This is a genomic window from Exiguobacterium sp. 9-2 (assembly GCF_036287235.1).
GTDB lineage: Bacteria > Bacillota > Bacilli > Exiguobacteriales > Exiguobacteriaceae > Exiguobacterium_A.
The window spans coordinates 2,043,973-2,059,050 of sequence record NZ_CP142850.1 but is presented as its reverse complement, the minus strand read 5'-3'; the positions used below and the strand labels follow the sequence as shown (position 1 = coordinate 2,059,050).

Sequence of the window (15,078 nt, the reverse complement as noted above, 5' to 3'; positions counted from 1 at the left end):
AAAAAGCAGTAATCCTCATCTAGTAAGGATTACTGCTTTGTTTTGTCTTCACCGAATTGCATTCGATTGCTGAATGACTTTGATCGTCTCGAGCGAATGATCCTCAAGACCTTGAACCGGAAGACCAGCTTCAATGTTTTCTTTAATATAGGCAAGATTGTCTGCCGTGATCATTTCGCCAGGAATAAAGATGGGAATACCAGGAGGATACACCATCATGAATTCAGCTGAAATCCGTCCGACCGCATCGACTAACGGAATTGTCTCTGTTTCTTCATAGAAAGCATCACGTGGGCTGAGAGCGAGCGCTGGAATGTCTGGAAGGACGATTGAGTGATCAGTCGTTTCAGCGCCATTATTCTGATAGCGTGCAACAAGTAAAGACATCGCATGTAGGAATGCATCGATTGTCTCTTCCGAGTCACCAGAAGTGATGATGACAAGGATATTATTTAAATCAGAAAGTTCAACTTCGATCCGATGTTCTTCACGCAAAAACTCTTCGACAAGGTGACCAGAGATACCAAGTCCCTTAACGGAAACGAGCACTTTCGTTGGATCAAAAGCGAACGTCGCACTTGAATGAAGATCGGATTCGCCGAAAACGGCGAGATAAGGAAGCTTCGCTAATCCGAAACGCATCCGTGTCGCGAGTTCGAGTGCCCGACGATTCATCGCTTCACCGTTGATTGCAAGATGGCGCCGTGCGCAGTCAAGAGAAGCAAGCAGTAGATAGGATGTTGAAGTCGTCGTCAACATCGAGAGTACCGCTTGGACCTTATCCGGAGAGACAAGACCCCGGCGAACGTTTAAAACAGAGCTTCCAGTGAGTGATCCACCGAGTTTATGGACACTCGTTGCTGCGAGATCAGCTCCTGCTTGCATCGCAGATAACGGCATATCTTCGTGGAAGGCGATATGGACGCCGTGTGCTTCGTCGACGAGTACCGGAATACCCTTACTATGGGAAAGTTTGACGATGCTCTCCAAGTCGCCAGCAACGCCGAAATACGTCGGGTTGATGACGAGCACTGCCTTTGTATCAGGATGAAGTGCAAGGGCACGTTCTACCGCGCTTGGTGTGATACCGTGTGCGATACCAAATGTCTCATCGAATTCAGGATGAATGAAAATCGGGTGCGCACCAGAAAGAACGATAGCTGACATCACCGATTTATGAACATTCCGAGGAACGAGAATTTTATCATCAGGTCCGACGACGCTCATGATCATTGCCATGATTGCGGTTGACGTTCCTTGTACGGAAAAGAACGTTTCGTCGGCATGGAAGGCTTGAGCTGCCAATTGATGAGCTTCCTTAATGATTGCCTTTGGATGATGAAGATCATCAAGGGGAGAGATATTGATTAAATCGATATCGAGCGCATTCTGACCGATGAACGATCGAAAGGCTGGATCCATTCCTTGACCATTTTTATGACCGGGAATATGAAATTGAATTGGTTGACGTTTCGCATGCGCGAGTAGCGCATCGAATAAAGGTGTATCGAGCTGTGTTAAGCTTTTTGTTTGCACCAGATTTCCCCCCCTTAAAACCGAATAAAAATACAATCAAACAAGCTAACTATAACAAGTTTTCGGACGGTTGCAACTGTTTTATGCTTCTTTTCCGTGTAAAATAGAAAAGTGCAGAAAGGAAGTGGGAATGATGGCATTGAATTATCCGCTCAATTCCGATTGGTCGACGGAAGAAATCGTGAAAGTCATCGACTTTTTCAATTTAGTCGAACAAGCGTATGAATCAGGTGTAGAACGACAACGTTTGCTCGAGGCATATCGGGAATTTAAGCAAATCGTCACCTCGAAATCCGAGGAAAAACAGTGGGATCAGTTTTATATGGAAGAGACAGGTTGCTCAAGTTATCGGACGATGCAACAGGCAAAACGCCAAGAAGATCCAATCGTGCGCATGAAAAAATAATGACATCATAAAAGATAAGACTCCTATGCGATCGTATAGGAGTCTTATCTTTTATACGGACTGGAAATGTGCGGAAAATGATCATCATTTGTTTAAAGTGGAAGGGAAGCGGCTATATACTACATACAAGACGTTATCCTTACAAATATGTGAAACTGTATTTTTTAAAATTAGATGCTTTACATCTAAGTTGAATCGTACTATTATTGATTCAATCCACTGATAAGTCGCAATTGTCTGACAAATTAAACTTCTGTTTATCCCGTGAAGGAGTGTGGTTACTGTGAAACAAGTGATAGAAGCATACAAGAGAAAAGATGCAGAAAAACGCATTCCTGTATTGCGTCTCGAAATCGACTATGAGCTTGCTACATTACATGATGCGATGGTGGCAAGTGACGCAGAAGCTGTTGGTGCAAGTAAAGAGCGCCTCGAAAAATATCGTCAAGAGATGGTACGTCTTGAAGCTTGATTTCAACGTCCTTTTCTCTACCTTATAATAAAATATCACTACTTCAACCAGCGAATCGTTCGCTGGTTTTCTTTTTTTTGTTACTATAGAAGAAGCTGGAAACGATGATGAAGGAGTGAAGGAAGATGCAAATCGAGTTGGATGCGATAGACTTGATCAAGCGAGCAGGGAAATACATTCGCGAAAAGATTGATGTGTCGTATCACATTGAACAGAAAACCGGAAAAAGTGATTTAGTGACGGAGATTGATCAAGCCGTCGAGGATTTATTGATTAAAGGTATTCTAGATCGCTATCCGGATCATCATATTTATGGTGAAGAGGGGCGCATCGCTCGACCCGATACACTCGAAGGTACGATTTGGTTCGTTGATCCGATCGACGGAACGATGAACTTCATCCGTCAAAAGCGAATGTTCGCCATCTCAATTGCGATCATGATGGAAGGGGAATTACGGTACGGATTTGTTTATGATGTCATGGCTGACGAGCTATTTCATGTCATCAAAGGACAAGGGGCTTATCAAAACGGTATTCGGTTACCTCAACTGACAGAACGGAGCGTTAAGGAAGCGATCATCTGTATGAATGCTACCTGGGTGACGCCGAACCGTCGAATTAACACGGATCGTCTTGCGCCGCTCGTGCGACACGCAGTAGGTGTACGAGCGATTGGTGCAGCTTCCCTTGAACTCGCATGGACGGCTGCCGGACGCGTTGATGGATATATCACGATGCGTAACATGCCTTGGGATTATGCAGCCGGTCAATTATTGATTGAAGAGCTTGGTGGACGTGTCGGGACGATTACCGGAGAGCCGATGTCGTTTCTCGAGCAAACGAGTGTATTAGCAGGGAGCCAGACATTCGTTGAAGATGTATTGACGTTCGTACAAACACAAGAGGATTGAAAAAAGGTCCTTTCGTTTTAAACGAAAGGAACCTTCTCAGTCATGTTTGTTTGCGCAAACGTGCCTTTAAAACGAATCCGGCACCCATCGCAACTATCATCAAGACGACAGAGGCGATCGTCATCGGTACGTTTTGTTCCGCGATGAAAATGCCGATGCCTGCCATGGATCCTACTGCAAGCATGGCAAGTAACAAAAATAGTAGACGCATGTTTTTTCCCCCTCTACCCGTGAGTACGTTAACAGTGTAGCGTGAATGAAGAATAATGAAAAGGCTTTCGAGATGATGTCGAATCTTAGTCATTGCCAATTAGGACTCTACCTGTGCTATACTCTTAAAGTTGACCGAAAGTATGATAAGATTTATTTAAATGAATAGAAAGAGGTACACACCTATGACAACATTAGTACGAAATGATTTACGCAACGTTGCGATCATCGCTCACGTTGACCATGGTAAAACAACATTAGTCGATGAGCTTTTAAAACAGTCTGGTACGTTCCGTACGAACGAACAAGTCGAAGAACGCGCAATGGACTCAAATGACATCGAGCGGGAACGTGGAATCACGATTCTTGCGAAAAACACTGCAATCGACTACAAAAACACACGCATCAACATCGTTGATACGCCAGGACACGCCGATTTCGGTGGAGAAGTTGAGCGAATCATGCGTATGGTGGATGGCGTCATCCTCGTTGTCGATGCACGTGAAGGCTGTATGCCACAAACACGTTTCGTTTTGAAAAAAGCACTCGAGCAAGGACTTCAACCAATTGTCGTCGTCAACAAAATCGACAAACCGATGGTCCGTCCTCTTGAAGTCGTCGACGAAGTCGTGGATCTCTTGATCGACCTCGGAGCTGACGAAGATCAACTCGAATTCCCAGTCGTTTATGCATCGGCAGTCAACGGCTCAAGTTCATTCGAACCTGAATTAGATAAACAAGAAGATACAATCACGAACGTTCTTGATTTAATTCTTGAGCATACACCAGCACCTGTCGATAACACAATGGAGCCACTTCAGTTCCAAGTTACGATGCTTGACTATGATAACTACCTCGGACGGATCGGTGTTGGTCGTGTCTTCCGTGGCGAAATCAAAGTTGGCGATAGCGTTTCACTTTCAAAACTTGACGGTTCAACGAAGAACTTCCGTGTCACGAAGTTGTTCGGTTACTTCGGTCTAAAACGTGTCGAAATCGAAACTGCAAAAGCAGGAGACTTGATTGCGATCGCTGGTATGGAAGACATCAACGTCGGTGAAACAGTTTGCCCAACTTCACACGTTGATCCACTCCCATTATTACGTATCGATGAGCCAACGCTTCAAATGACATTCATCGTCAACAACTCGCCATTCGCTGGTCGTGAAGGGGATCTCGTTACTTCACGTAAAATCGAAGAGCGTCTTGAAAAAGAACTCGAAACAGACGTTTCACTCCGTATCGAAAACACAGACTCACCGGACCGCTGGATCGTTTCTGGTCGTGGGGAACTTCACCTCGGGATCTTGATCGAAAACATGCGCCGTGAAGGATACGAAATCCAAGTATCGAAACCGCAAGTAATCATCAAAGAAGAAGAAGGCGTCAAAGTCGAGCCATTCGAACGCGTCGTCATCGATACACCAGAAGAGTACACAGGTTCTGTCATGGAATCGATCGGTCTCCGTAAAGGTGAATTGACGAACATGCAAACAATGGACAACGGTCAAACGAAGATGGAATTCATCGTTCCTTCACGTGGTTTGATCGGTTACCGTAACGAATTCCTTTCTGCTACACGTGGATACGGAATCATGAACCACACATTCGAAGAATACCGTCCGTTCATCCAAGCGGACATCGGTGGACGTCGTAGTGGTGTTATGGTCTCAATCGAAACAGGTAAAGCAACTGCTTACGCGATCTCAGCTCTTGAAGACCGCGGAACGATCTTCATCGAGCCAGGTATTGAAGTATACGAAGGTATGATCATCGGCGAATGTAACCGTGATGTCGATCTCGCTGTCAACGTCGTTAAAGCAAAACAATTAACGAACATGCGTGCATCTGCAAAAGACTCAACGAACGTTCTTAAACGTCCACGTGTCTTCTCACTTGAAGAGTCGTTGACATTCTTGAACGAAGATGAGTACTGTGAAATCACACCACAATCGGTTCGTCTCCGTAAACAAGTCTTGAACAAGAACGAACGTGAAAAGCAAGAAAAACGTCGTCGTCTAGGTAAAGATTAAGTCTTGAACGAATAGGGGGACTGGCAATGAATGCACAAGCTGCCGTTGCTTCTGATTTCTCGAAATACGATATTCCGTTCATCGCGAAACTTCTCGGTATCGGAAGTGATCCGAATAACATCGAAGCGGGATTTTATCCTTTAATGATCACCGTCGTCATCTTGACGCTTGTCGTCTTTAAGTTAGGATTTGCTAAGGAACTAGCATGGTGGAAATCACTGATCGTCTATCTCTTGCTCGCCGTCTTCTCGGCAGCATTGACGCTTGTCTTCTGGACATGGCCGATTCCTGAAGTACTCTTAGCGATGGTCTTCGTACTTGGTATTTATCGCTTCCGGATGTGGATGGTCAAGCGTGAACGTGAACGGACAGCTTCTTGACGGAAGCATGTCATGAATCAAAAGAACGAATCTCTTCGGAGGTTCGTTCTTTTTTTGTGCTAATTCAGATGCATGATTTAAAGCGTAGCGGGAACAGGGATACTAAAAGGGGGGAGAAAACAATGAAAATAAGGTATGTCATACCCCTGCTGTTAGCGGGTATTCTGATCGGCTGTACACAAACGTCAGAAGAATCGTCAACAAAGGAAACCAATCAGAAGACACAAAAAAACAATCAACAGGATTCAGGTAATCAAGAAGATACGCAATCATCACAAACGCAAGAAGGAGTCGTATTTAAAGAGCTAAACGCCCCATGGAATATCGTTCGCGAAGGAGAGACTTTTTATATTACAGAGCGCGAAGGAACAATCGTCAAAGGAAAACAAGGTGATTATGAGAGGATGCGCTTGCAACTGAAGAAAGATGTAATTGCTGAAGGAGAAAGTGGATTACTCGGTATGGTACTTGACCCTGATTTTAAGAACAATAAGACGGCATACGTCTATCATACGTATGCAAAACAAAATCAAGCGACCAATCGTGTCATTGCAATCAAAGAAGAAGGCAATCAGTGGGTCGAAGAGCGTGTGTTACTCGACGATATTCCGGGAGCGACGATTCACAACGGAGGACGCCTTGAGTGGGGGCCAGAAGGTGCACTATACGTCACAGCAGGAGACGCAGCAAATCCTGAACTGGCGCAAGACATCGATTCACTTGCAGGAAAAATTTTACGCATCACACCTGAAGGAAAACCGTTCAAGGGGAATCAAAAAGGCTATGTCTATAGTCTTGGTCACCGAAATCCACAAGGGCTTGTTTTCGTCGATGACCAACTGTATGCAAGTGAGCACGGACAAAGTGGACACGATGAAATTAATCGAATTGAACAAAAAAATTATGGATGGCCAACGATTGAAGGAACAGAGAAAGCAGAGGGACTCGTGACACCGTGGTACGAAGTGGGAGAGCGATCCGTTGCACCAAGTGGGATTGCAGAAGCGGATGATACGTTGTATTTTGCAACACTTGTAGGTCAACGATTACAAGCGATTAATCTAAAGACGAAACAGGTCAAAACGATTGTCGAAAATCAAGGGCGGATTCGCGATGTGTGGATTGATGAGACGTCAATTTATTATATTACGAACAATACAGATGGTAGAGGGACTCCGTCGACCGAGGATGATCGATTGGTTCGAATCAAGCGGTGAACAAAAAAAGGTCTGCCAGGGAAGTTTCCCACAGACCTTTTATTTACCAATGTTTTCGTTTTGTTTCCCAAGTAGGGTATAAATGAAATTGTCCAGAGGCATGGCGTTCAAGTGTCCGTTCTTCTACGCGAGATCGACACTCATCACATAGATGGACACGAACTGGTTTATTGCGTAATCGCTTCGCCGTGAAGGACCAATCATCAATCGTCTCACGCTTATCGCAAATCGTACATTTCACTCGCATGTCGGGTCCTCCCTTTTTTTCTTAGTATATCATATTAGAAGATTATTCAGATGTAAAAAAGGGAATCGAGAAGTATATCTCGAAATATCATCACTAAGTCACAGAGGAGGTGATGTCATGGCAAATAAAGTAGAGCAACATCTCAGCTCACATCAACTAGATGCGTTATCACAATTACCACTTGTTTTTTTGATCACGCACGATCAATCCAAACATTGGCCGATCACACATGCAATTAGTTGGGTATATGCGACGGATTCACAAACGGTTCGTTTTGCGATCGAAGCAGATTCTCATCTCGTCAAAACGTTACGAGAACATCCGGTTTTCACCTTGATCTTCTTTGCAGAGCAGTCGACACACAGCTTAACGTGTACGGACGTCAAGGCGTTTACGCCGCAAGAACCACTTCCACTTCCGCTCTCTTTTTATGAGGGGCGCGTCGAAGAGGTGCGTGACATCTTATTTTACGGAGCAGCTGTCACACAACGACCGACCATTGAAAAAACATACGATGAACAGGCAGCTGAACGATTGGATCAACTTGTTCATCGCATCCTAAAAGCGTAACATTCATCACAAACTCGACTCTAAAGGGGCGAACGATGGAATGAAAAAAATATACGTACTTGATACCAATGTCATGCTGCACGATCCACTTTCTCTCTTTCAGTTTCAAGAGCATGATGTCGTCATACCAGCGATCGTACTAGAAGAACTGGATGGAAAAAAACGCAACATGGATGAAGTAGGGCGCAACGCCCGAGAAACAGCTCGCATTTTAGACCAATTGCGGGAAACCGGTCAGCTTCATGCGGGAGTTCCGCTTGGTAACGGTGGCATTCTTCGCGTCGATATCGGTGACTCCATTTACGAGGGCTCGCCGTTTACACATGAATCGAACGATAACAAGATTATCGAGCTCGCATGGTCGATTCATCGTGAACAACAAACTGAAGCGACGCCACGAGATGTCATTCTCGTCTCAAAAGATATCTTAGTCCGCGTTAAAGCGGATGCGTATGGATTAGTCGCTGAGGACTATATGACGGATCATATCGCTGACTTGACTGGTCTTTATACAGGATTCATCGAAGTGACCGTCGATCAGGAATATATCGATGCTTTCTATCAGGATAAACGACTTTCAGTTGATGTATTGCCGGAAAAAGTGCAACCGAATGAATTCATCATTCTAAAAAGTAATATGTCAAAAGCCTCTGCCATTGCTGTCGTTGATCAGAATTTGCCGATCATCCGGGCACTTTCGATCGATGTCGATCAAGTCTGGGGTGTTATTCCCCGAAACGTTCAACAACGGATGGCGTTTGAGTTATTACTTCGAGACGATGTACCGCTCGTTACACTCGTTGGGAAGGCAGGTACCGGAAAGACATTACTTGCACTCGCTGCGGGGCTCCTCCAAGTAGAAGACGAGCATAAATATAAAAAACTTGTCGTTGCTCGTCCAGTCGTGCCGATGGGAAATGATATTGGCTACTTGCCAGGTGAGATGGAGGAAAAGCTTCGTCCGTGGATGCAACCGATCTACGATAACCTCGAACATCTCTTTAATACGGGATCAGGAGACGAACTTGGTAACATTCTCGCGGGAATGAAGACGATTCAACTGGAAGCGTTGACATATATTCGAGGACGGAGCATGCCGGGGCAATTCATCATCATCGATGAAGCGCAGAATTTGACGAAACACGAAGTCAAGACGATTTTAACACGTGTCGGTGAAAACTCAAAAATCGTGTTAGTGGGTGATCCACAACAGATCGATCACCCGTATTTAGATGAATATTCGAACGGTTTATCCTACGCCGTAGAACGCCTTAAAAATGAGAAAATGACGGGACACGTCAAACTCGTCAAAGGGGAACGCTCGAATCTGGCGCGCCTCGCAGCCGACTTATTATAAAAAACGTGGTGCGTCTATTCAGGCGCACCACGTTTTCCTTATATGACGGTAACCGTGTGAACAGATTTGACGATCCGTTGTCCGTGCAACAGGTGAACGGGTCCATCTGCTAACACTTTGCCGTCTTGTGAGAACTGCAGGTATACTTCGTCGAGTTGCTCAAGTGGAAGTTCGACCGTTTCTTCACCTTCGAAACGAATAGCGGTCGCTTCCGGTAAGAGTTCAGCATTCCGGATGAACGGTGCGAGCGCCATGGCGAATGACCCTTGAAGCGCGGCTTCTTTTTCAGCGCGTGTCATCGGACGATTATGATCCGTACGACTGCCTTCCATGATGCCTTTATCCCACGCTGCCCCCATTTTCGCGTAGTACGCCTCTTGTTCGCTCGTATCTGCTGGTTGGTCAATCTTCTCAATCGCAACCTTTCGTTCATCAAAGATCCAAACTGTCGGATCAATCGTCAACTGGTGCCGTACTTTACCGTTAATCGGAAAAATCATTTGTTATACCCCCTAAATGTGTAAGTCCAACAAATCCATTATACCGAAACGTTGAATTGTTGGCGAAAGTAAGGTAAAGTTTAGCTATAACAGGAACGCGTCATTTGATGAGGAGGGATTGGATTGTCAACTGAAATCGAGACAGTTCATCGCCAGCGCGCTCTTGAGCTACTAGAAGCGGATGCACAAAAAATCCGCCGGTTGATCGAGGTCCAGCTTGCGAATTTAACGATGCCACAATGTCCTCTTTACGAGGAAGTATTGGATACACAAATGTTCGGATTGTCCCGTCAGATTGATTTTGCGGTACGTCTTGAACTGATTGATGCGGGTGAAGGGAAACAGTTGCTCGAATCACTTGAACAGCAATTATCTGATTTACATGATGCGGAGACGTGCTGATTTTCTACTCAAACGTGAAATGCGGCGTTTGGGTATTTTTTTTTAGAAAACGAAAAAAAGGACGTGTACATATGTTAGCGAAGTTTAAAGAAAAACGAGCATTTTTTGACTACGGTCTCTTCTTTACGATGCTCATCCTCATGGCGATCAGTACAGTCATGGTCTATAGTGCCAGCGTTTGGAACGGTGGCGATTATGCGAATACGTCCTTCTTTGAGAAGCAGTTGATGTTCGATGCGATGGCCATCGTGCTGTTCCTTTTAGTTTCGCAAGTGAATCATGAAGTATTTCGTGGACCAGTCATTCGTTTACTCTTGTACGCGATTACATGGTTGATGCTGATGGCAACACTATTTTCGGCTCCCCTAAACGGAGCTCGCGCCTGGTTGAACTTCGGTATCTTCTTAATTCAACCAATCGAGCTTTGTAAATTCGTGCTCGTCGTCGGGCTTGCCAGTTATTTTGATCAAAAGCACAAAGGAAAGATGGATGGCGTGATTGGGATTGTCCATCACTTCATCCATCGTCAAATTCCAGCGACGTCCTCCGGAAAACGGATTTTACTTAGTTTCTCGGACTGGATCTTGATTCCAATGCTTGTGTTACTTGCACCTTACGCGATCATCATTCGTATGCAACCGGATGACGGCGGATTATTCATTCTGTTACTCATCACGGCGATGATTTTATTTGCAGTAGGATTACCGAGTGGTTACATCATGTTATGTGTCGTTACCGTTCCGATCATCTTCTTGTACGCATGGAACAATTTTTCGGATAATCAGATGCAACGGATTCAAGCGAGTTTAAATCCCTTTCTTGACGCAGAAGGTAAGGGATATCAGCTCATCAACTCCGTCATATCGATTGCCCATGGGGGATTGTTCGGAGTGGGTCTTGGGAATAGTTTTCAAAAGTATGGTTATCTGCCAGAGCCTGAAACCGACTACATCATGTCGATCATCTCGGAAGAACTCGGCTTCATCGGGGTCCTTGTCGTACTCGGTCTATTGTTTTACCTGATGATTCAAGGGGCGATCATCGCTAACCGGTGTGTCTCACTTTATTCGAGCATGCTCGCACTTGGGATTTCCGGTATTATTTTCATCCAGACATGTATCAATATTGCAGCCATGTCTGGTCTGTTTCCAGGTACAGGTGTCACCTTGCCATTCATCAGTTACGGTGGGTCATCGTTACTCGTCATGAGTACGATGCTTGGTGTAATGGCAAACATTTCTATGCAAAACAAATATCGGGTGGCTTATCATAAAGAAGTGCAAACTGCACGTTCGATGAGTGCCACGAGCTCATTAACTAAAGGGGGAGCATCAGTTGACTAAAATCCAGAAGATTCTCGTAGCAAACCGCGGGGAGATCGCGATTCGCGTTTTCCGTGCAGCGACAGAACTCGGTATTCGTACCGTTGCTATTTATTCACGAGAGGACATGGGTTCTCTTCATCGTTATAAAGCCGATGAAGCGTACCGGATCGGAGAAGGAAAAAAACCGATCGAAGCCTACCTCGACATTGAAGATATCATCGCAACAGCGAAAAAAGCCGAATGTGATGCGATCCATCCTGGTTATGGATTCCTCTCTGAGAATATTGAGCTAGCCAAACGTTGCCGCGAAGAAGGAATCATCTTCATCGGGCCGCAAGAAGATCACCTGTATAAGTTCGGAGATAAGGTACGGGCACGGACGACTGCAATTGAAGCGGGTCTTCCTGTCATTCCAGGAACAGATGGTCCGATCTCATCAATTGATGAAGCGTATGCGTTCGCAAAAGAAGCAGGCTATCCACTCATGGTCAAAGCATCGCTTGGTGGTGGTGGACGTGGTATGCGTGTCGTCCGGACAGAAGAAGAGCTTCCAGACATGATTGAACGAGCGAAATCTGAAGCTTTAAAAGCATTCGGTTCGGATGAAATTTACGTTGAAAAATTAATCGAACGACCAAAACATATTGAAGTCCAAATCATCGGGGATGCACATGGAAACATCATTCATTTGTTTGAACGAGACTGTTCCGTACAACGACGTCACCAAAAAGTCGTCGAAGTGGCGCCATGTGTCACGCTTTCAGAAGAAGGGCGTAAAAAGATCTGTGACGCGGCTGTCACGTTGATGAAACATGTCGGATACGAAAATGCGGGTACGGTCGAATTTCTAGTCACACAAGATGAATCGTTCTATTTCATCGAAGTCAACCCACGTGTACAAGTCGAGCATACGATTACGGAGATGATCACAGGCGTTGACATCGTTCAGACTCAAATCCGTGTTGCTGAAGGCGAATCGTTACATAGCGACCTTGTCGGCATTCCACAACAAGAAGAGATTAAGATGCTTGGTTTTGCGATCCAGAGCCGAATTACTTCAGAGGACCCAGAAAACGGCTTCTTGCCGGATACAGGTAAGATTAAAGCGTATCGTTCACCAGGCGGCTTTGGTGTACGTCTCGATGGTGGGAATGCCTATGTCGGAGCAGAAATTTCACCGTATTATGACTCGTTGCTCGTTAAAATCTCGACGCACGGTTTGACGTATGACCAAGCGGTCGCGAAAATGCGTCGAAACTTAAGTGAATTCCGGATTCGTGGTATTAAGACGAACATCCCATTCTTGAGCAATGTCTTGAAACACCACGCGTTCGTCAGCGGCGATTACAATACATCGTTTATCGATGATACACAAGAATTATTCATCTTCCCAAAACGTCAAGACCGGGGAACGAAGCTGTTGACGTACATCGGAGAGGTTTCCGTCAATGGATTCCCGGGAATCGGAAAACTGGACAAGCCACTTGCGCGTGACGTCCGAATTCCAAAAAATCTTCCGGCAGACTACACGCCAGGCGCAAAAGCGATCCTTGATGCAGAAGGACCGGAAGCTGTCGCGAAATGGTTGAAAGCACAAGACAACGTTTTGTTAACGGATACGACATTCCGTGACGCTCATCAATCGTTACTTGCGACACGAATGCGGACGAAAGATCTCGTTGCGATCGCAGAGGCGGAAGCGAAACTGCTTCCTGAATTGTTCTCAGTCGAGGCATGGGGAGGGGCAACGTTTGATGTCGCGTATCGATTCTTATCAGAGGATCCATGGGTTCGTCTGATGAAATTGCGTGAAAAGATGCCGAACGTCCTGATTCAGATGTTACTTCGCGGTGCGAACGGCGTTGGTTACAAGAACTATCCAGACAATGTCATCCATACCTTCGTCAAGGAAGCGGCGCAAGCGGGAGTCGATGTCTTCCGGATTTTCGACAGCTTGAACAACCCGGAATCAATTCAACTCGCCATCGATGCGGTCTTGCCAACAGGTAAAATCGCGGAAGCAGCTGTCTGTTACACAGGGGATCTGTTCGATGCGAATCGTCCGAAATATCATCTGCCGTATTACGTCAATCTGGCGAAACAACTGGAAGAGAGCGGTGCTCACATCATTGCCATCAAGGATATGGCGGGTCTCTTGAAACCGGAAGCAGCCTATGCGCTTGTATCGGCACTTAAAGATGCAGTATCGTTACCAATCCATCTTCACACCCATGATGCGAGTGGAAACGGGATTTATACGTATGCGCGTGCGATCGATGCCGGGGTCGACGTCGTTGACGTCGCGGCATCAAGTATGTCAGGACTGACGAGTCAGCCAGCGGGTGGTAGCTTGATTCATGCCCTAAGTGGTCATCCACGTCAACCACTCGTCTCAGCACAGAAGTTCGAACAGATTTCGGACTATTGGCAGGACGTGCGTCATTTGTATCAAGCATTCGAACTTGATATGATCGCACCAAATCCAACCGTCTACGATCATGAGATGCCGGGTGGGCAATATTCGAACTTACAGCAACAAGCAAAAGCGGTCGGGCTTGCGGATCGTTGGTCTGAAGTCAAAGAAATGTATGCGCGTGTCAACATGTTGTTTGGCGATATCGTTAAAGTCACACCGTCGTCGAAAGTCGTTGGAGACATGGCACTCTTCATGGTCCAACATCATCTGACGGAAGAAGACGTACTGCACCGAGCAAGTGGACTTGATTTCCCGGATTCAGTCGTTGAACTGATGAAGGGCGAACTCGGAACTCCGCCGGACGGTTTCCCGCAAGAAGTACAACGTGCCATCTTGAAGGGAGCTGCTCCGTTGACGGAACGTCCTGGTAAGATGATGCAACCACTCAACTTTGATGCAATAAAAAATGAGTTGTTTGAGAAACTTGAACGACCAGTCACTGAATTTGATGCTCTCGCTTACGCGCTCTATCCAAAAGTCTTCATGGACTACAGTTCGTATGTCGCGCGATATGGCGATATCTCTGTTCTTGATACGAATACATTCTTCCACGGTATGCGCCTAGGCGAAACGATCGAGGTCGAAATTGAACGAGGGAAGACACTATATCTCAAGTTGATTCAAATCGGTCAGCCAGACGATCACGGGATGCGGACAATCTATTATGAGATGAATGGTGTTCCTCGTGAAGTCGAAGTCAAGGACATCAGTATTAAGGAAAGTTCATCAAGCCGTCCAAAAGCAGATCGAAGTAACGCAAAACAGATCGGTGCGTCGATGCCGGGTAGTGTGCTGAAGGTACTCGTTGAGACAGGCACTCGTGTCCGTAAAGGAGAACAACTTCTCGTTACGGAAGCGATGAAGATGGAAACGACGATCCAAGCACCAGAAGACGGTGAGATCAAAGCCGTCCATGTTAAAGAAGGCGAAGCTATTGCGAGTCAAGACTTATTGATTGAATTCGTATAAGGTCACAATGAAAAACAGGCGCACGCTCGGCGGGCTGCCTGTTTTTCATTCAATATGTAATGGGAGA

15 protein-coding genes are annotated in these 15,078 nt (G+C 45.7%); 11 read left to right on the top strand and 4 right to left on the bottom strand.

Annotation, left to right across the window (positions count from 1 at the left end; translation table 11 throughout):
• Nucleotides 1-48: 48 nt before the first annotated feature.
• On the bottom strand, nucleotides 49-1,536 hold the full coding sequence (locus VJ374_RS10935; RefSeq protein WP_329468799.1) for an aminotransferase class I/II-fold pyridoxal phosphate-dependent enzyme: 1,488 nt from the start codon (nucleotides 1,534-1,536) through the stop codon (nucleotides 49-51).
• A 133-nt stretch (nucleotides 1,537-1,669) separates the two neighbouring features.
• On the opposite strand from VJ374_RS10935, the gene VJ374_RS10930 reads away from it, so the two are divergent.
• The 3 genes from VJ374_RS10930 (at nucleotide 1,670) to VJ374_RS10920 (ending at nucleotide 3,325) form a co-directional block, all read left to right on the top strand.
• Nucleotides 1,670-1,942: a UPF0223 family protein gene (locus tag VJ374_RS10930; protein ID WP_035406705.1), complete on the top strand. Its 273-nt coding sequence runs from the start codon at nucleotides 1,670-1,672 to the stop codon at nucleotides 1,940-1,942.
• 283 nt (nucleotides 1,943-2,225) lie between these two features.
• The gene (locus VJ374_RS10925) at nucleotides 2,226-2,414 is read left to right on the top strand and encodes a hypothetical protein (protein ID WP_023468845.1); all 189 of its coding nucleotides are present in this window, start codon (nucleotides 2,226-2,228) and stop codon (nucleotides 2,412-2,414) included.
• A 125-nt stretch (nucleotides 2,415-2,539) separates the two neighbouring features.
• On the top strand, nucleotides 2,540-3,325 hold the full coding sequence (locus tag VJ374_RS10920; protein ID WP_035406708.1) for an inositol monophosphatase family protein: 786 nt from the start codon (nucleotides 2,540-2,542) through the stop codon (nucleotides 3,323-3,325).
• Nucleotides 3,326-3,365: 40 nt separating this feature from the next.
• On the opposite strand, the gene VJ374_RS10915 is transcribed toward VJ374_RS10920, so the two are convergent.
• Nucleotides 3,366-3,536 carry a DUF5325 family protein gene (locus VJ374_RS10915; RefSeq protein WP_162236131.1) on the bottom strand — a complete coding sequence of 57 codons (171 nt, stop codon included), beginning with the start codon at nucleotides 3,534-3,536 and terminating at the stop codon, nucleotides 3,366-3,368.
• 184 nt (nucleotides 3,537-3,720) lie between these two features.
• On the opposite strand from VJ374_RS10915, the gene typA reads away from it, so the two are divergent.
• The 3 genes from typA (at nucleotide 3,721) to VJ374_RS10900 (ending at nucleotide 7,165) form a co-directional block, all read left to right on the top strand.
• Complete coding sequence (gene typA / locus VJ374_RS10910; RefSeq protein ID WP_035406711.1) at nucleotides 3,721-5,568, top strand: translational GTPase TypA; 1,848 nt, start codon at nucleotides 3,721-3,723, stop codon at nucleotides 5,566-5,568.
• Between the two features lie 26 nt (nucleotides 5,569-5,594).
• Nucleotides 5,595-5,948, top strand: coding sequence for a YlaH-like family protein (locus VJ374_RS10905; RefSeq protein WP_023468841.1), 354 nt, complete (start codon nucleotides 5,595-5,597; stop codon nucleotides 5,946-5,948).
• A gap of 122 nt (nucleotides 5,949-6,070) precedes the next feature.
• Nucleotides 6,071-7,165 (top strand): PQQ-dependent sugar dehydrogenase, encoded by a 1,095-nt coding sequence (locus VJ374_RS10900; protein ID WP_329468798.1) that lies wholly within the window; start codon nucleotides 6,071-6,073, stop codon nucleotides 7,163-7,165.
• A 43-nt stretch (nucleotides 7,166-7,208) separates the two neighbouring features.
• Here the strand turns inward: VJ374_RS10900 and VJ374_RS10895 are convergent, their stop codons facing one another.
• Nucleotides 7,209-7,412, bottom strand: coding sequence for a YlaI family protein (locus VJ374_RS10895; RefSeq protein ID WP_035406716.1), 204 nt, complete (start codon nucleotides 7,410-7,412; stop codon nucleotides 7,209-7,211).
• Between the two features lie 117 nt (nucleotides 7,413-7,529).
• On the opposite strand from VJ374_RS10895, the gene VJ374_RS10890 reads away from it, so the two are divergent.
• Nucleotides 7,530-7,982 (top strand): PNPOx family protein, encoded by a 453-nt coding sequence (locus tag VJ374_RS10890; RefSeq protein WP_329468797.1) that lies wholly within the window; start codon nucleotides 7,530-7,532, stop codon nucleotides 7,980-7,982.
• A 40-nt stretch (nucleotides 7,983-8,022) separates the two neighbouring features.
• Nucleotides 8,023-9,339, top strand: coding sequence for a PhoH family protein (locus tag VJ374_RS10885; protein ID WP_313489882.1), 1,317 nt, complete (start codon nucleotides 8,023-8,025; stop codon nucleotides 9,337-9,339).
• A gap of 38 nt (nucleotides 9,340-9,377) precedes the next feature.
• On the opposite strand, the gene VJ374_RS10880 is transcribed toward VJ374_RS10885, so the two are convergent.
• A complete protein-coding gene (locus VJ374_RS10880; protein ID WP_329468796.1) occupies nucleotides 9,378-9,839 on the bottom strand; it encodes a hypothetical protein in 462 nt (153 codons plus the stop codon).
• 123 nt (nucleotides 9,840-9,962) lie between these two features.
• Here VJ374_RS10880 and VJ374_RS10875 point away from each other — a divergent pair, with 123 nt between their 5' ends.
• The 3 genes from VJ374_RS10875 (at nucleotide 9,963) to VJ374_RS10865 (ending at nucleotide 15,011) form a co-directional block, all read left to right on the top strand.
• The gene (locus tag VJ374_RS10875; RefSeq protein WP_023468835.1) at nucleotides 9,963-10,241 is read left to right on the top strand and encodes an Fpa/YlaN family protein; all 279 of its coding nucleotides are present in this window, start codon (nucleotides 9,963-9,965) and stop codon (nucleotides 10,239-10,241) included.
• Nucleotides 10,242-10,312: 71 nt separating this feature from the next.
• The gene (locus tag VJ374_RS10870) at nucleotides 10,313-11,584 is read left to right on the top strand and encodes an FtsW/RodA/SpoVE family cell cycle protein (protein WP_329468795.1); all 1,272 of its coding nucleotides are present in this window, start codon (nucleotides 10,313-10,315) and stop codon (nucleotides 11,582-11,584) included.
• Complete coding sequence (locus VJ374_RS10865; protein WP_056062369.1) at nucleotides 11,577-15,011, top strand: pyruvate carboxylase; 3,435 nt, start codon at nucleotides 11,577-11,579, stop codon at nucleotides 15,009-15,011. Before VJ374_RS10870 ends, VJ374_RS10865 begins: the two co-directional genes overlap by 8 nt.
• Nucleotides 15,012-15,078 lie beyond the last annotated feature (67 nt).